The sequence below is a fragment of the Gardnerella pickettii genome (assembly GCF_029226345.1).
Lineage (GTDB): Bacteria > Actinomycetota > Actinomycetes > Actinomycetales > Bifidobacteriaceae > Bifidobacterium > Bifidobacterium piotii.
This window is the reverse complement of the sequence record NZ_JAKNCU010000001.1, coordinates 115,304-131,692: the sequence shown is the minus strand read 5'-3', so window position 1 is coordinate 131,692 and position 16,389 is coordinate 115,304. Positions and strand designations below refer to the sequence as shown.

At 45.6% G+C, this 16,389-nt stretch carries 15 protein-coding genes; 5 read left to right on the top strand and 10 right to left on the bottom strand.

Features of this window, described 5'->3' with window-relative positions:
• Positions 1–112: 112 nt before the first annotated feature.
• The 5 genes from MAF46_RS00445 to MAF46_RS00425 form a co-directional block, all read right to left on the bottom strand.
• Positions 113–1,765, bottom strand: coding sequence for a D-alanyl-D-alanine carboxypeptidase/D-alanyl-D-alanine-endopeptidase (locus MAF46_RS00445; RefSeq protein ID WP_060785625.1), 1,653 nt, complete (start codon positions 1,763–1,765; stop codon positions 113–115).
• A gap of 173 nt (positions 1,766–1,938) precedes the next feature.
• Complete coding sequence (locus MAF46_RS00440; RefSeq protein WP_060785624.1) at positions 1,939–3,591, bottom strand: hypothetical protein; 1,653 nt, start codon at positions 3,589–3,591, stop codon at positions 1,939–1,941.
• A 14-nt stretch (positions 3,592–3,605) separates the two neighbouring features.
• Positions 3,606–4,457, bottom strand: a complete 852-nt coding sequence (locus MAF46_RS00435; RefSeq protein WP_018625273.1) for an ABC transporter ATP-binding protein — start codon at positions 4,455–4,457, stop codon at positions 3,606–3,608.
• Between the two features lie 335 nt (positions 4,458–4,792).
• Positions 4,793–6,019, bottom strand: a complete 1,227-nt coding sequence (locus MAF46_RS00430; protein WP_018637507.1) for a glycosyltransferase — start codon at positions 6,017–6,019, stop codon at positions 4,793–4,795.
• Positions 6,016–7,656: an AI-2E family transporter gene (locus MAF46_RS00425; RefSeq protein WP_174191389.1), complete on the bottom strand. Its 1,641-nt coding sequence runs from the start codon at positions 7,654–7,656 to the stop codon at positions 6,016–6,018. Before MAF46_RS00425 ends, MAF46_RS00430 begins: the two co-directional genes overlap by 4 nt.
• Before the next feature lie 123 nt (positions 7,657–7,779).
• On the opposite strand from MAF46_RS00425, the gene glnA reads away from it, so the two are divergent.
• Positions 7,780–9,216: a type I glutamate--ammonia ligase gene (glnA, locus tag MAF46_RS00420; RefSeq protein ID WP_004112221.1), complete on the top strand. Its 1,437-nt coding sequence runs from the start codon at positions 7,780–7,782 to the stop codon at positions 9,214–9,216.
• A 69-nt stretch (positions 9,217–9,285) separates the two neighbouring features.
• Here the strand turns inward: glnA and MAF46_RS00415 are convergent, their stop codons facing one another.
• The 5 genes from MAF46_RS00415 to infC all read right to left on the bottom strand — a co-directional run bounded on the left by MAF46_RS00415 (position 9,286) and on the right by infC (position 13,365).
• Complete coding sequence (locus tag MAF46_RS00415; RefSeq protein ID WP_004130015.1) at positions 9,286–9,939, bottom strand: peptide deformylase; 654 nt, start codon at positions 9,937–9,939, stop codon at positions 9,286–9,288.
• A 379-nt stretch (positions 9,940–10,318) separates the two neighbouring features.
• Entirely contained in the window at positions 10,319–11,731 is a 1,413-nt protein-coding gene (gene glmM / locus MAF46_RS00410) for a phosphoglucosamine mutase (RefSeq protein WP_004132710.1), read from the bottom strand.
• 253 nt (positions 11,732–11,984) lie between these two features.
• Positions 11,985–12,368 carry a 50S ribosomal protein L20 gene (rplT, locus tag MAF46_RS00405; RefSeq protein WP_004114536.1) on the bottom strand — a complete coding sequence of 128 codons (384 nt, stop codon included), beginning with the start codon at positions 12,366–12,368 and terminating at the stop codon, positions 11,985–11,987.
• A 54-nt stretch (positions 12,369–12,422) separates the two neighbouring features.
• On the bottom strand, positions 12,423–12,617 hold the full coding sequence (gene rpmI / locus MAF46_RS00400) for a 50S ribosomal protein L35 (RefSeq protein ID WP_004132712.1): 195 nt from the start codon (positions 12,615–12,617) through the stop codon (positions 12,423–12,425).
• Complete coding sequence (gene infC / locus MAF46_RS00395; protein ID WP_020759266.1) at positions 12,598–13,365, bottom strand: translation initiation factor IF-3; 768 nt, start codon at positions 13,363–13,365, stop codon at positions 12,598–12,600. The genes rpmI and infC overlap by 20 nt, the downstream gene beginning before the upstream one ends.
• A 287-nt stretch (positions 13,366–13,652) precedes the next feature.
• Between infC and MAF46_RS00390 the strand changes: the two genes are divergently transcribed.
• From MAF46_RS00390 to MAF46_RS06035, 4 genes are all read left to right on the top strand, one after another.
• Entirely contained in the window at positions 13,653–14,390 is a 738-nt protein-coding gene (locus MAF46_RS00390) for a thiamine diphosphokinase (RefSeq protein WP_081090790.1), read from the top strand.
• 198 nt (positions 14,391–14,588) lie between these two features.
• Entirely contained in the window at positions 14,589–15,644 is a 1,056-nt protein-coding gene (gene gap, locus MAF46_RS00385; protein WP_004130004.1) for a type I glyceraldehyde-3-phosphate dehydrogenase, read from the top strand.
• A 95-nt stretch (positions 15,645–15,739) separates the two neighbouring features.
• A complete protein-coding gene (gene ybaK, locus MAF46_RS00380; protein ID WP_004130002.1) occupies positions 15,740–16,240 on the top strand; it encodes a Cys-tRNA(Pro) deacylase in 501 nt (166 codons plus the stop codon).
• A 69-nt stretch (positions 16,241–16,309) separates the two neighbouring features.
• Positions 16,310–16,384, top strand: a complete 75-nt coding sequence (locus tag MAF46_RS06035) for a 50S ribosomal protein bL37 (protein ID WP_369803150.1) — start codon at positions 16,310–16,312, stop codon at positions 16,382–16,384.
• The last annotated feature ends 5 nt before the right edge of the window (positions 16,385–16,389 follow it).

Genomic DNA, 16,389 nt, shown 5'->3' with positions numbered 1-16,389 from the left:
AAACCTAAAACCTTAGAATATTAACGTTCATAAACTATCCGTAAAAGTGCGCGTCACTTGCGAGGAGAGAAATACTCAAACCTCGCGCAACAACAAGCAAAGACGCGATCAACTAAAGATTAGTCAGCTCCGCCATCATCTTATTAACGCCAACATAAGTGTAGTTAACGTCTCCAGGAGGATTAACAACAACCGCAAAGGTTAGCGCTCCTCCCGACTTTCTAGAAACGTTGCCAACCATAGACGAAACATCACCCAAAAATCCAGTTTTAACACGCATCAATCCAGCTGCCGACTTATCAACAAGACGCTTTCTAGCAGAAGTACACCAAACGCCTGGCAAAGCCAAGCCTTCTGCCGCAGCAGCACCAAGCCCCGCCTTAAGATTTTGCGCTTGAACCTGAATCAAAGTAACCGCGCGAACAGCTGATTTAGGCGAAAGTCCCGAGCAATCCGACATGTGCAATCCGTTTATATCAATACCTAAATTGCGCAAAACATCTTGCACAGCCAAAGTTGCACCCTTTGGAGAATTTGACTTGCGCATTGCGAGCGCAGTTAAACGCCCAAACTCTTCTGCAAGGGAATTGTCGGAATGCCTTAGCATATACGCCATTATCTCGCTTAGCGGCGCAGAACAAACGCGCGCAATCTGGCTAAAATCGGCGGAAATAAGCGGTTTTTTGTAGCTAACATGCATGGAGTCTGCGCCAGACACCTTAGCTGCCTTAGTGATTTTTGCAGAATCGCCCTTCCATTCGCGAACGTCAATGCCAGACTTTTGCAGCAAATTTGCAAAAATCAAACCCGTACTAACCGCAGGATGCCTGTCTAAAAGCGGATAATCGTCGGTATCGTCCGCGTCGTTTCCGTACGAAACCCACGCCGCAAAATCGCGATTACGCCCCTCATCCACTGCAACAGACGAAGTTGGAGCGTAGAATCTGCCTTCTTCGTCGTTCTCGTTAATAAGCTCAGGGTATCTTTTTGCACCAAACAGCGAATCGTCAACAGCAAACTGAACAATCTTAACGCCCCGCTTTTTAAGAGCGGCAGCCGTTTTATTTGCAAGAGTTTCTAAACCTGCTCTACCGTTTACGTGATTCGGGTCGTTTTGCCCAGCCCCAAGCAGCATGTCTCCGCCGCCGCGCAAAACAATTCGCGCAACACTCCCACCTTCGTCGCAGCTTGCATAAACCAGTGTATCTAGCGTTGAAGCCATGTCTAAAGTATGCGAGGCCGCTAGAGCTGTAAGCGTTTTCATTGTAGACGCTGGTTGCAAAGCAAGATCTTCGTTTTTTGCAGCAATAATCTTCCCGTTTGCATCCGCTATAACAGCCGCCGCATTTGGCCCAAGATCTGGGTAATCAAGGAATGTTTGCAAAACCTTTTCCGCAGCAGCTTTGTCAACTGGCTTGTTTTTATCTAATTGCTTTATTAAAGACGCGTAATGCGCTATTTTCTTAGGTTTTGGACTGCTTAACTCTTGCAAAGATTTATTGTTTTTAATTGCCATTCGCGACTGAATAAAATCGCGATTTTGCAAAAGATCTTTGCTATCGAACAGAATGTATCCGCACATTAGTGATAGAACGCTTGCAGCTGCGATTAAGCACACAACAGCGCGATTACGTGACTTTGGCGGCTTTTGCGCGCCTAAGCTAGACGTAAATCCAGCTTTTTCTCTTGATTCTTTAGACGTAAAAGCATCTTCTGGAATCTCGATTATATTATCTGGATTCTTAACGTTTTCACCGTCTTGCATGCGCACGCCGCCTGTTTTACCGATTAATTGCAACTCTGTATAACTATACAAGCCATGTAGACTATATAAGAACTATATAAGAACTACATAAGAATTATATAAGAACTACATAAAGTCTACATAAGCTATACGCTTGCACACATAAATCGCAGATCTTACGTGCGCATTAATACTCAAGCAGTAATCGAGGCAAATCTGCGCAAGTTTTCTACAATACGAATCATGCGCTTATCCATTACTTTGCCGCCAATAATTACGCCAACAGCCAACACAATTGCGCCGTTCACTACGAACAGAATGCATGCAATCCACAGCAGTTGCGGCGCAAGAATAATAAACGCAATCACAGCCGCAACCGAAGGAATCATGCAAACTACAGAAAGAAGCATAAAGCCGATAGCTGCAAAACTTCGCCCGCCAGCAGAACCTTGCGGCCTAGAGAATGGCTTTTCAATTGACGATACAGGGTACATTGCAATGCACGAAGAAATTAAGCCAATGCCTATGGTAGCAAAAGCTACTCCGATTGGAGAAAGAGTTTGGAACATAACTGCATTCATATTTTGCTGGACATTTGCTACAAAGAAAAGGAAAGCGTAAACCCCTATTCCAAGAATTGCAAAGTACACAGCGCAAATCACGGACCAAACTATTGCGTGCGCTAAACGATCGTGCAAACCTTTTACTCCAATAATCGCATGCATAGTAAAAGCTGTTCCATCGTATGCAATATTGTTTCCAACAACCATTCCCATAAGCGTCGCAGCATATATCATCCATCCAGAAACGCCTATGTCCTGTGCTATAGAACCAAATCCTTTAGCGTTAAAACTAGTTCCTCCTGCAACTACCAGCATAAAAAGCGGCGCAATAAGCAAAAATAGTTGACGCATATCTCTTCTCATAACGCTAATAATTCGCGCAATAATCGCACCAACTGTGTTGTCTGGAACTGCTGCAAACAAGCCGATTCCCTTAGTTTTAACAACTGTTTTTTGCTCACCACGAAGCAACTTCGGCTCTAATTTTGCACAAAATACAGAGATTGCAAAGCAAGCAGCAATCGTTACAACGCAAATAAGGAAGCGAATAACAAGCGCAAGCCAATTGCCATTAATGGCGTCAAGAGGCAAAGCCATAGCCGCACTTAACGGCGTAAAAGCGGAAACAGCGCAGAAACTTGAGCCAAGCACAATTCCGCTTGGATTTTTGTTACCAATATTCACAGTGGCAACAAAAATCATGTACGCTACGAAAATAGCAAAGTAAAAAATGTTTCTTGAATGCTTGTTTATTAAAATAGTATCCAAAAGCTCAATAAGCATTTTGCTTAAAGACACGATTGTTGCAACATAAAGCGGAGCCGCGATTACGCTTACTAAAACTGGCACAATTCCAAAGTTTCGGTACGCTAAAGACCACAAAGCAAGCGCGATTGTGCAGCTTACTGAAAGCGCTCCAAAAAGAGAGCCAAGAAGCATGCCAGCTTGCTGCTTTACGTAAGGAATGCCGTAAAGCGCAAAACTACGCGATTTTAGTGTTGTGTCGCTGCCAAACATAAACACGTTTATAAACAGCGTAAAAATTGACACAATCGACGCAACCATTATTGGAGCCAATTGGAATTCCTGCCAATTTTTAGTATCTGCAAGCATTCCTGGATTAATGTACTTGCCAGTTTCCCAGCCCGCAAAACCAAGAGCGCATATAAGCGCAAGTCCAAAAACAATTGCTATAGCAAAGCCAATTTTTTGCCAAATTGACTTTCGCATAACAGAAAAAGTAAGCGCCCAGCGAAGGCGAACCATGGTAAAAATCATAGACATTACGGTTCTCCTTTTTAAGCGTTGAAATTGGTGGAAGATGCAGGATCGTTATCAGATTTACCGCCATTAAGCCAGTCGATGCGTGCAGCAGCGTGACGTCCGCCAACAAGCTCCATAAAGCGATCTTCAAGATTCTTGCCTTGAGCAACTTCTTCAAGAGAGCCAGCAGCCGCAACATGACCTTCGTTAATGATTGCCACGTGCGAGCACATTTTTTCAACCAATTCCATAACGTGCGAAGAAATAATCACCGTTCCGCCAGTAGAAACATACTCGGCGAGAATATCCTTCAAATTTGCGCTAGAAACAGGATCCACTGCCTCAAAAGGCTCGTCCAACACAAGCACGCGAGGGCTGTGAATCATAGCTGTTGCAAGGCAAATCTTCTTAGTCATACCAGTTGAATAGTCCGAAACCATAGTGTTTGCAGCTTCTGTTAAGTCGAAAGCAGAAAGCAAGTCGTTCGCGCGCTTTACAGATTCCGCGCGACTCATATCGCGAAGCATGCCAGCATATGTTAAAAGCTGAAGGCCAGTAATTGTCTTAAAAATCTCGTCTGCTTGAGGCATTAAACCGATTGCGCGCTTAGCGCTATTTACGTCACTCCAAACATCGTTGCCAAAAATCGAAGCCGAGCCAGCATCTGGCATAAGCAAGCCCGTAAGCATTTTAATCGTAGTAGTTTTGCCAGCACCATTAGGGCCTACTAATCCATAGAAGGATCCTGCTGGAATATCTAGCGAAAGATTATCTACAGCAACTTTTTTGCCAAAAGTCTTAACAAATCCGCGAATAGAAACAGCTGGAACATCTTCGTTAGTAGCGTCGTAAGTGTTTGCGCCAAAAACTGGAACAGAATCCACCATATAAACCTCGCAACATACAGATAAACGCACGTATTGCGCCACATTAATTGCGCAATCGCACGTTTATATCAAGGATTCCATTATCTCATATATTGCGTATAAACACACTACGAGATTGTGTAAACTACGCTAAGTGCGGTAGAGATTCGAGATTTTTTGCGGCGAATCGACGACTTCGAGCTGCATAATGCGCGAGAAGTCACCTCGATTCGCTGAGCCGCTTAGAGCAGAAGCACTGCTTCTGCGCGGCGAAGGCGTGAGCGCGCTGTAACGCGCGAGCGTAGAAACACCCAGCCCTCCTACAACAGCAAGCAAGGAAAACCGCTCGCTCCGATTTACCGACCCGTGTGATGAATCGGCTTCCACTCGCTCTTAGAGAACACAGCTTGGAACGCAATCGGCACATACGAAAGCATAAAAATCGGGAAGCTAAGCACGTACGCAAAAAGCTCTTTGTTAGTAGCTCCAAGCTTATCGTGTTCTACAAGAATAGTAAGCGAAACAAACACCATCATACCCAAAACGCTTGTAACAGTAGTGGTTATAAAGCTAAGCGTTGAATCAATCTGACTTGCCCACGTAACAAATCCAAATGCTGCAAAGATAAATCCGAGTATAAGGCGAATAATCGCAAGCACCATAAACGGGCAAAGCATAAGCGTAAAATCAACCGACGAAAAATCGCGCTCGCGGATTCCGTGGCGTATAAGAGCCGCTCCGTAATAGCGAAATACTTGCAAGAAGCCCTTACTCCAACGCAGCCTTTGCCTCCAGCTTTGCCTAAACGATACAGGCTGCTCGTCGTAAAGAACCGCCGATCCGCAATAGCCCACTTTGTCGCCATGCAAAATCGAGTCCATTGTAAACTCAAGATCTTCGGTAAGCAGATGGAACTTCCACCCACGATTTCTGTGCATGATTTCGCGCGAAAACATGAATCCCGTTCCACCTGCGTGGCAGCTAGATCCAAAAAGCATGCGCGAATTGTTAGTAAATCGCGATTCGCGTATAAACCACAATGCAGACCCAGAAGACACCCAATTATCCGATAGGTTAACAGAATTTCTGTAGCTTGTTAAAATCTGATACCCAGCGTGGAATCCCTTGTTCATCTCTTCAAAATAGTGCAAATCCAGCTTATTGTCTGCGTCAAAAACAAAGTACGCGTCGTAATCTTTGTCTTTTCCAAGCTCCATTATGTGGTCCAAAAGGTAGCTAAGCGCGTAACCTTTGCCAATATGCTGCTTATCGAATCGCTCTATAACATTGCAACCGTACTTTCGCCCAACTTGCGCCGTGCTGTCTGTGCAATTGTCGGCAACTAGCCAAATATCTATTAGCTGTTGGTTATAAGTTTGATGCTGTATGCACTCTATAAGATTCCCGATTACAGCTTCCTCGTTTCGCGCAGATATTAAAACCGCGTAATGCTTGTCCATTGGCGCTGGAGGGAAAACCACTGGCTTTGCAATAAGCGACGCCACTGCGCAAACGCCTTGGTAAATAACGCTGCTCACGCCGATTATGATTACTAAAACGTCGAAAATAGACAAAAGAATCATTTATTCCACCCGCTTCGTGGATTTGTGTTTGTGTTCGATTTTTTGTTTTTACTTTCGCTTGGAATTGTAGCAGATTTATTTGCTTTCGACTTATCTTGCGACTCATCTTTAGCATTCGCATGCAACCCGTCGGCTGCTTGCGATTCGCGATCCGCTTGCCCACTATCCAAATCCGCATTTTCCGCGCGTTTCTTAGCAATATCGCGATTAACTGCATCTAGAACATCGCGCGAAATCGCCATAGTAGCAATATATCCAGAATCTTCTTGAGAATTTTGACTTTCATTAGAATCACTAGAAGAAAGGCTAGAATCACTAGAAGAAACATAAGCTTGCTTATACCAATACATAATGTCTTCATTAATCGAAACTCTAGAAGACGAGCCTTTCATAACTCGAAGAACCTTGTCTTTAACAGGCTTTACAAAACTATTGCCAATCGCTTCAACACTCGTAACCATAATCGACTTGCGATTAGGCTTTGGATCGTTCATTAATGGAGAATCAACAAGCTTGTACTGCTTTGTGCAAACCTTAAGAATAGCTTGCAAGCTGGCAGTAACAGGAAGCGCCAAAAATGCTCCAAGCGCCCCAAAAACAGCACCCATTACCAACACCGACAAAAATGCTACAGCAGGATTTAAGTCCATTGTTTTTTCGGAAATCTTAGGAGAAATCACCATGTTTTCAATCTGCTGATAGATGGTCACAAAAACAAGAACAGCCAAAGCTGACGCAAAACCGTTGGAACTCCAAGCAAACACGATTGGCAAAGCTCCACCCAAATACGTACCAATCGTAGGCACAAATTGCGAAACTATTCCACAAAACAGCGCAAGCGGAAGCCAATACGGAACTTTCATAAATATTAGGAAAATCGCAGTACCCGTTGCATTAATCGCAGCCAAAATTGTGCGCGAGAATAAGAAGCTCGATATTTGCTCTTGAACAACCGACCATATAAACAAAAATCGCCTTTGAGACTTAGGATTCAGCAAGCGGCACACGCTTCTACGCATTGCAGGACCTGCAGCCGAAATATAATAAGTAACCATCAAAATGGTAAGCAAATCAAGCAAAGCGGCCATCAAACCCCAGGTGGTGTTAAGTGCAAAACCGCCAAAATCCACAACCCACGATGTTTGAATGTTGCGCAAAATCTCCATTCCAAGCTGCTCGATATTTGGCATCTTAAATCCAGTGGAATTTAACACAAAATGCGCAAATTGGTTGTATAAATCAGGTAAACCAAGAACCATGGAAACAGCTTGTTGCACAAAAAGATTGCCAAAAAGAACAAGCAGCAAAATAATAACCGCAAGCAGCCCAACCAAGCTTGCCAAAGACGCAAAAGCCCTACTCCAACCGTGTTTTATAAGGCGCACAACAAGTGGCTCTATTGCCAACGCTATAAAAATGGAGATTACAACGTCGAAAACTATAAAAGCTATACTTCCCCACGCAAACCAAACAAAAATCGCAACAAACGCGGCGATTACCGCATACATAAGCGCGCGACTTAGCCAATCAGGAGGCCTTCGATTATCTCCCTTAGCTGGAAAAATCGAAGCTAAGTCGATTTTTGCGCTTGTGCCGTTGCTATCCATACGGCTTTCGTGGTTTTCTTTATTTGTCATAAATTCCATTGTACTTTACAAAGCGTGTAACACAATCGTAACCAGATAGTCGAGTCGCTGAAATACAAAATCATATACAACAATCTAAACTATTTACTGAGATTTTTATGAAAGGATCGTGGCATGACCACTTTGCAAACTAAAGAAGATGCCGAGGCTTTGATTAAGCAAGAAGGCATTGAGTACGTATCTGTTCGATTTACTGATTTGATTGGTGTTCAGCAGCATTTTACTGTGCCAGCAAGCGAATTCTTAAACAGCGCATTTACGGATGGAATGGCTTTCGACGGCTCTTCTATGCAAGGATTCCAAGCTATTAACGAGTCCGACATGAAGCTTATTCCAGACGTAGACACCGCATACATTGACCCATTCCGCAAGCACAAGACTTTGAACGTTGCTTTTTCGATTGTGGATCCTGTAACAGACGAGCCTTATTCTAGGGATCCTCGCCAAGTTGCAATTAAAGCCGAAGCCTACTTAAAGGCCACTGGCATTGCCGATACCGCAAGCTTTGCTCCAGAAGCAGAGTTCTTTATTTTCGACAAGGTTCGTTTTGCAAACGACATGCAGCGTTCCTTCTACGAGGTGGATTCTAACGAGGCTCCATGGAATTCTGGCATCGACACTGAAGACGATGGCAGCAACAACATTGGTTTTAAGAATCGCGTAAAGCACGGATACTTCCCTGTGCCACCTGTTGATCACAACCAAGACTTGCGCGACGACATGGTTTACAATCTTCAAAAGGTTGGCTTGATTCTTGAGCGCTCTCACCACGAGGTTGGCGGCGCAGGCCAGCAGGAGATTAACTACCGTTACAATACGCTTGTCCACGCTGGCGACGACTTGATGAAGTACAAGTACGTTGTTCACGAGACTGCTGCTTTGGCTGGCAAAGCTGCAACGTTTATGCCAAAGCCAATTGCTGGAGATAACGGCACAGGCATGCATTGCCATCAATCGCTTTGGAAAGATGGCAAGCCATTGTTCTATGCGGAAACTGGTTATGCTCAGCTTTCCGATATTGCGCGTTGGTACATTGGCGGTCTTATTAAGCACGCGTCTTCTGTGCTCGCTTTTACAAATCCTTCGCTTAACTCTTATCACCGCTTGGTTCCAGGCTACGAAGCTCCAGTCAACTTGGTTTACTCTGCTCGTAACCGTTCTGCAGCTATTCGTATTCCTCTTGCTGGCGAGGCTCCTTCTGCTAAGCGTATTGAATTCCGCGCGCCAGATCCTTCGTGCAACCCATTCTTGGCGTTCTCTGCTCAGCTTATGGCTGGCTTAGACGGCATTATGAACCACATTGAGCCTCCTGCTCCTGTTGATAAGGATTTGTACGAGCTTCCTCCAGAAGAGCACGACGGCATTAAGCAGGTCCCTTCTTCGCTTGGTGAAGCTTTGCAGGCTTTGGAAGAAGATCACGACTTCCTTATGCAAGGAGATGTGTTTACTAGCGACTTGATTGAGACTTGGCTTAATCTAAAGCACGAAGAGATGGACATGGCTCGTTTGGCTCCAACGCCACTTGAGTACGAGCTTTACTTCCACATCTGATATTTGTGATTAATAAAATCCCCCGCAAGAAAACTTGTGGGGGATTTTAATTTGCATTCGTCTTTTATTTTAAATCGCAAAGCCTAGTGTTCTAGCAGCGTTTACAGGAACCGCCTCATCTGCCCAATAATCCTCAAGGTTTTCGTCGCTAGAAAGCGAGCGCATTTCTGCGCGATCAATGTAAAGCTCACCGCGCAAATGATCCGTCTCGTGTTGGAAGATTCGCGCTGGCCAACCGTGCAAGCGCTGCGAATGTTGCTTTCCATCCTCGTCTTGCCAAGTGGCTTGAATGTCTAACCAACGCTGACGAACAGCTTGATACCCAGCAACACTTAAGCACCCCTCATAGAAGCTGCGCGTTTGCGTGCCAATTGGCTCATAATGCGGGTTAATAATCGCCCTAAATGGCAATTCCGCAATATCTCTAGGGTCGTCTTCGTCATCCCTAACGTGATCTTCTACAACCGCAATCGCTAAGCCAAGACCGATTTGCGGAGCGGCCAAACCTACTCCTGGAGCGTCAAGCATAGTGCTGTGCATAAGCGAAATAAGCTTGTTAAGCGTTGCGCGCGTAAGCTGACCATCGTAAGCAACCGTGCGCTGCCTTAAAACAGGCTCCCCTGCTTGAACAATCGACAAAACACCATCTTCTGTAGCAGAATCCAAAAGTCGCTCTACTGCGCGGCTAAGCTTAGTATCGACACTTGCGTGATGCGTAAACATAGGACTCCTTTACCAGGCGATTCATAAAACTTCTAAAGTAATCTATAAATCTAAATTCGACTATTGCTAATGGCATATATCAACAACAATACCAAAAGAGCTAGTATATCAAGATTATCCGCTTTTTGTAGCTCTAGACGGCGTGTCTAACAACATTCTCGGGAAATCGCTCGCGCGTTTTACAGCGCGCTATTCCTCGCGGCTATTAGTAGCCGCTCGGCTGATTTGGCATGTAAAATCCACTGGACTTTGCATTTGAGCCAAATCACGCTTTGAAGGAGCTTGAAACGCGCTATGCAATTTCAAGCTCAGTCAAAGCGCGCAGCAGAAGCAGTGCTTCTGCTCTAAGCGGCTCAGCGCTCCGAATTACCTTTTCGCGCTACAGCTTAAGATTATCCGTTACAACTTGTGCAAGTCGCGCGCAAACCTCATCTGCTTGCTCTTGCGTTGCAGCTTCGCACATAACGCGCACAAGTGGCTCCGTTCCGCTTGGTCTAAGAAGAACTCGACCCGTGTCTCCCAAAAGCGCACTTTCCTTCTCTACAGCATTAAGAACAGCAGCATTAGTTTTAGCAGCCATCTTATCTACGTTTGGCACATTTACTAAGCATTGCGGAAGCTGTGGGAAGTCGGCAGCCATTTGCGAAAGCTTCTTGCCCTCTCGCACAACCTCGCGGCACAACGTAAGCGCTGTAAGCGTGCCATCTCCCGTGGTTGCAAACTCGCGATTAATCACGTGCCCCGACTGCTCGCCGCCAAGAGAATAATCGCCTCTAAGCATCTCTTCTAGAACGTAGCGGTCTCCAACGCTTGTTTGAACGGTAGAAATGCCCATGTCTTTTAGCGCAAGCTTTAATCCAAGATTGCTCATTACTGTAACAACAAGTGTATTATGATTCAGCTTGCCTTCGGCCTTCTTAGAGCGCGCAAGAATGCCCATAATTTGGTCGCCATTAACCATGTTTCCATTTTCGTCTACAGCAAGGCAGCGATCCGCATCTCCGTCGAAAGCCACTCCTAAATCGGCCTTAGATGCCTTAACCATAGCTTGCAACTGCTCTGGATGTGTGGAACCCGCGTGATCGTTAATGTTGTATCCATCTGGAGAAGCGTTAATAACAATCACTTCTGCGCCAGCTCTACGCAATGCTTCTGGAGCTACTACAGACGTTGCACCATTTGCGCAATCTGCCACTACTCTAAGACCAGCAAGAGGCTTAGGACGAGTAGAAGACTCACTGCTTAAAGGCGCTACAGAAGAAACAAGATGATCAATATAAAGATTCGTAGCTGTAGTGGTATCGTGACTGATTCGCCCAACACCACTGCCTGTAGGACGCTGCCAATCCTTACCTAAAACCGCCTCAATCTCGTCTTCTTTACTGTCTGGAAGCTTAAAACCACCGCGTGCAAAGAACTTGATTCCATTATCTGGCATTGGATTATGCGAAGCAGATATTACAGCACCCATTTCTACATTTAGCACAGAAGTTAAAAAGGCCACGCCAGGAGTTGGGATTATTCCAGCGTCTATAACGTCAAATCCGCCTGCACTCATGCCTGCAGCTAAAGCGGACGCTAGAAAATCGCCAGAAACGCGAGTATCGCGACCAACCAGCGCCCTTCTCCTAGCGTGCATTTTCTTCCCCGTATCTTCGCTATTTGAATCGCTACTATGCGTTGCTTCTCCTAAAACTCGAACGGCAGCATCGCCTAAATCTAGCGCTAATTGTGCAGTTAAATCACGATTCGCTAATCCTCTAACGCCATCGGTACCGAACATATTTGGCATAATCAGACTCTTTCAATTAGATTTCAAAAAACACACTGTGTTCTATTTTACTCTGCAATGCGCTAGACGCGCCACAGTTCCACGCTACGACTTAAGCACTTAATAATTAAACACAAAACCAGATTATGAGCCTAATACATGCACAAAAAAATTAAGCCCGCCTAAAAAGACGGACTTAATATTTAATGCTTTATTTAATGCTATCTAATTCTTGAAGTGATTAAATCACTCAAATAAAGCCTATAAACTAGAATCAGGCTTCTACTGGAGCATTAACATCTGCAGGCAAAGCAGCCTTAGCAGCTTCGACGATTGCCTTAAAGGTTTCAACATCGCTAACAGCAAGCTCTGCCAAAGCGCGGCGATCCAATTCGATGCCAGCTAAGCGCAAGCCCTGAATAAAGCGGTTGTAGGTGATTCCTTCTGCGCGAACAGCAGCGTTAATGCGCTGAATCCACAACTTGCGGAAGTCGCCCTTGCGAGCCTTGCGGTCGCGGAAGTTATAAGTAAATGAGTGAAGCAGCTGTTCCTTTGCCTTGCGATAAAGGCGGGAACGCTGACCGCGATAACCCGAAGCCCTATCAAGAACAACGCGACGCTTCTTGTGAGCATTAACTGCGCGTTTTACTCGTGCCATAAGTATTCCTCAGCTTTCTTAAAAATTTTTAATTGCGTCTTCGTTTTACTGCACTTACTTAGTTAGCAAGCCCTTCAAATTCTTGCTCTGTGCTGTAGCTAAAACCTTATCTGCAGACAAAGCACGACGCTTACGAGCAGACTTATGCTCCAAGTTGTGGCGCATTGCGCTACCATCGTGCATTACCTTACCAGTGCCAGTGAGGCGAACGCGCTTGGACGCTGCGGAATTAGTTTTCATCTTCGGCATTGCTGCCCTCCTTATGATTCTGATCAGATTCTACAGAAGCTTTTGCGGACACATCGGCCGCTGCCTGAGCCTCTTGCTTTGCCGCAAGTCGTGCTGCTTGACGAGCTTGACGCTCTGCGCGCGATTCAGCGCCTCTACGACGCTGCTCAGACTGAGTATGAATCTTTTTACCCTTAGGCGCGAGAGTCATTATTATGTTACGACCCTCCTGCTTAGGGGCAAACTCCACGGTTCCACTTTCGGAAACCTCATCTGCAAGCCTACGCAATAACTCAACTCCGCCTACAGGCCTCGACTGTTCGCGGCCGCGCAGCATAATGGTGACTTTTACTTTGTCTCCACCATTTAGGAATCGAAGAACATGACCCTTCTTAACGTCGAAATCGTGGTCGTCAATCTTGAGTCGGAAACGAATTTCCTTAATCTCGGCCGTACTTTGATTACGACGCGCTTCACGAGCCTTAATCTTCTCGTTGTACTTGTACTTACCGTAGTCAATAAGCTTGGCTACAGGAGGCTTAGCAGTAGGCGCAACCTCTACAAGATCGAGGTTTGCTTCCTTTGCCAGGTTCAACGCTACCGAGGTCGCAATAACACCCACCTGCTCGCCTTTCGGACCGATAAGGCGTACTTGTGAGACGCGAATCTCTTCGTTAATGCGTGGTTCGTCGCTAATGATGACTCCAATCCTTGTTAAAACAGTGGAACAGCGCACCAAAAGGTCAAAGATAAATTCAAGTTCAAACATCAATCAAATGCGCTCAAAAATAGCGCTGTAGCAAGCATATTGCCACGTGACCGAAGTCATGAACCCGAAACCCTTTAGGCTTCCAGGTGGGATATACCACTTTCTTGATTACTCAAGCCAAATGTCTATTTTACTTGGAGCCTTGACAATAATGAATGACAATAATCAACCATGCTCAAAAATACTAAAAAAGTCGCATTAAATCTCAACAAATCGCAACAAAACACGCTATATACAACAAAACACGCTATATAAACGCAATTCCGCGCGCGCGATATTATATGACTATGGAGCCTTTGAAGCGCTGCGTTGTTTTAGCAGCTGGAGATTATTACGACCATACGCGCGAACACGTTCCTGATCGCGCTTTAACTATTGCAGCAGATGGTGGCTGGGATCATGCATGCAGACTTGGTTTGCATGTTGATGCTCTAATTGGCGACTTTGACTCTGTGCGATTAAAGCTCCCAACAGACGCTGCGATTACCCGACTTCCTGCCGAAAAAGATGACCCTGATTTGCTTTCTGCTCTTAAAGTTGGCTGGTCTAAAGGATCTAGAGAATTCCATATTTTTGGCGGATTAGGCGGCCGCGTTGATCACACAATTTCCAACATTCAGCTTATGGTTCGACTTGCCGTTAGAGGCGGAATTGGATTCTTGTATGGAGACGGCACGATTGTTACCGCAATTCACAACGGTTCCCTAGACTTTCCTGCGTCCAATGGGCCCGAAGGCCGAATGGTTTCTGTATTCTCACACACGCCTGTTTCTAGCGATGTAAACGAGATCGGGCTTAAATATCAACTTCAGCACGAAACTATGTATGGCGATGCCGTTCAAGGCCTAAGCAACGAATTACTAAACGACACTCCTGCGCACATTGACGTTCACGAAGGCACTCTTGTAATCACATTCCCTATAGACGCTCCACTGCCGCAAGTTAGCTGGTTTAAGCGTCCAGTTGGCGATTTGGGAGATATAAACACTAGCGTTTCAAGCGCTCTCGCCGTTTCGCCAAAATAGTGCGAATAATCACAAATGCGCGATGCAACAAGGCAAAATCTTGCGCAAGTGTAATACAAAATGATGCACTAACGTAGTACATGCCGCACATTAAAATGAACATGTTAGTTTAAATAACGAAGACCAAAAACGTATTGTTAAAAATCGCGAAAAATCGCAAAAACCGTGCGTTAAGGTTTCACTCAAGGGAGATCACACATGACAGTCAAGATTGGTATTAACGGCTTTGGACGTATCGGCCGTTTGGCATTCCGTCGTATTTTTGAGCTTCAAGCTCGTGGCGGTCAAGCTGGCGATATTGAAGTCGCAGCCATCAACGATCTGACCACTCCTTCAATGCTTGCTTACTTGCTTAAGTACGACAGCACTCATGGCACTTTCCGCCACGACGATGGCACCCCAGTTGAGGTGACTTCTACCGAAGACGCAATTGTGGTAGATGGCAAGACTTACAAGGTTTACGCCGAAAAAGACGCAAACAACATTCCATGGGTTAAGAACGATGGCGTTGAGTTCGTGCTCGAATGCACTGGCTTCTACACTTCTGCAGAAAAGTCCCAGGCTCACTTGAACGCTGGAGCTAAGAAGGTTCTTATCTCTGCTCCTGCTAAAGACGAAACTACCCCAACCGTTGTGTTTGGTGTAAATCAAGAGATCTTAAAGCCAACCGACAACATTGTGTCCGCTGGCTCTTGCACCACCAACTCCATGGCTGCAATGGTTAAGCTTTTGCAAGATAAGTGGGGCATTAAGTCTGGCTTTATGACCACTATCCACGCTTACACTGGCACCCAAATGATTCTCGACGGCCCACGCGGCTCCAAGCCACGCAACAACCGTTCTGCTGCTTGCAACACAATCGAGCACTCCACTGGTGCTGCTAAGGCAATCGGCAAGGTTGTTCCAGAAGTTAACGGCAAGCTTCAGGGTCACGCTCAGCGTATTCAGGTTCCAGATGGATCTGTTACCGAGTTGACTACTGTTCTCGAGAAGCCAGCAACCACCGAAGAAATCAACGAAGCCTTTAAGAAGGCATTCGAAAACTGCGATTACTTTGGCTACAACGCCGATAGCATTGTGTCTTCCGACATTATTGGCGATACCCACGGTGGCGTTTTCGATCCAACTCAGACCGACGTTAACACTGTTGACGGCGTAACCTTGGCTCGTACCGTTACCTTCTACGACAACGAGTATGGCTTTACTGCTAACATGATTCGCACATTGCTTTACTTTGCTGAGATTGCTGAGTAAAATTAGCGAAACAAATAAAGCTAAATAAAGCTACAAACCCCTTGCGGTGACTCATCGCAGGGGGTTTTCGCAACGCATTGCACATGGGGGTAAAAATGGGCAAAAAACATGCTGCAACAGGCAAAGCAACGCCAGCAATCGCACAGCTGGAAAACGCTGGAATCACATTCCGCGTTGTTGACTACGAGCACGATGCAGATCATATGGATGACGGCTACGGCATGGAAGCAGCGCAAAAATTAGGCGTAAACGCAGAGCAAGTTTGCAAAACGCTTATGGTAGACACAGGCGAAAAGCGCGTAGTTGGTATTGTGCCAGTAAACGCTCGATTAAGCATGAAGGCGATTGCTAGCGCAGTAAATGCCAAAAAAGCAAGCATGACAAGCCCAGATGTAGCTCAACGCGAAAGCGGATATGTTGTTGGCGGAATCAGCCCATTTGGTCAGCGCACTCATCACGAAACTGTGTTGGACGCTAGCGTTATGCACTTTGACGAGATTCTTGTTTCTGGAGGAAAACGCGGACTAGACGTTGTTCTAAATCCAAACGATTTGGTTAGCTTGCTTAACGCAACTGTGGCAAATATTCTAGCTTAAAGATAGCAAACGTCGTGGCAACGTGCGATAATCCGTAAGGTTGTTCATTTTAATCGTTAGGAGTTTATTATGGGTATGCGTGGACGCAAGCGCAAGGCTCGCCGCAAAAAGGCAGCAAATCACGGCAAAAGGCCAAATGCTTAATGCAA

Bases quoted from the DNA above. Each gene is read 5' to 3' on its own strand.
- MAF46_RS00445 (WP_060785625.1), bottom strand. From the start codon at position 1,765: ATGCAAGACGGTGAAAACGTTAAGAATCCAGATAATATAATCGAGATT.
- MAF46_RS00440 (WP_060785624.1), bottom strand. From the start codon at position 3,591: ATGTCTATGATTTTTACCATGGTTCGCCTTCGCTGGGCGCTTACTTTT.
- MAF46_RS00435 (WP_018625273.1), bottom strand. From the start codon at position 4,457: ATGGTGGATTCTGTTCCAGTTTTTGGCGCAAACACTTACGACGCTACT.
- MAF46_RS00430 (WP_018637507.1), bottom strand. From the start codon at position 6,019: ATGATTCTTTTGTCTATTTTCGACGTTTTAGTAATCATAATCGGCGTG.
- MAF46_RS00425 (WP_174191389.1), bottom strand. From the start codon at position 7,656: ATGACAAATAAAGAAAACCACGAAAGCCGTATGGATAGCAACGGCACA.
- glnA (WP_004112221.1), top strand. From the start codon at position 7,780: ATGACCACTTTGCAAACTAAAGAAGATGCCGAGGCTTTGATTAAGCAA.
- MAF46_RS00415 (WP_004130015.1), bottom strand. From the start codon at position 9,939: ATGTTTACGCATCACGCAAGTGTCGATACTAAGCTTAGCCGCGCAGTA.
- glmM (WP_004132710.1), bottom strand. From the start codon at position 11,731: ATGCCAAATATGTTCGGTACCGATGGCGTTAGAGGATTAGCGAATCGT.
- rplT (WP_004114536.1), bottom strand. From the start codon at position 12,368: ATGGCACGAGTAAAACGCGCAGTTAATGCTCACAAGAAGCGTCGCGTT.
- rpmI (WP_004132712.1), bottom strand. From the start codon at position 12,617: ATGCCGAAGATGAAAACTAATTCCGCAGCGTCCAAGCGCGTTCGCCTC.
- infC (WP_020759266.1), bottom strand. From the start codon at position 13,365: ATGTTTGAACTTGAATTTATCTTTGACCTTTTGGTGCGCTGTTCCACT.
- MAF46_RS00390 (WP_081090790.1), top strand. From the start codon at position 13,653: ATGGAGCCTTTGAAGCGCTGCGTTGTTTTAGCAGCTGGAGATTATTAC.
- gap (WP_004130004.1), top strand. From the start codon at position 14,589: ATGACAGTCAAGATTGGTATTAACGGCTTTGGACGTATCGGCCGTTTG.
- ybaK (WP_004130002.1), top strand. From the start codon at position 15,740: ATGGGCAAAAAACATGCTGCAACAGGCAAAGCAACGCCAGCAATCGCA.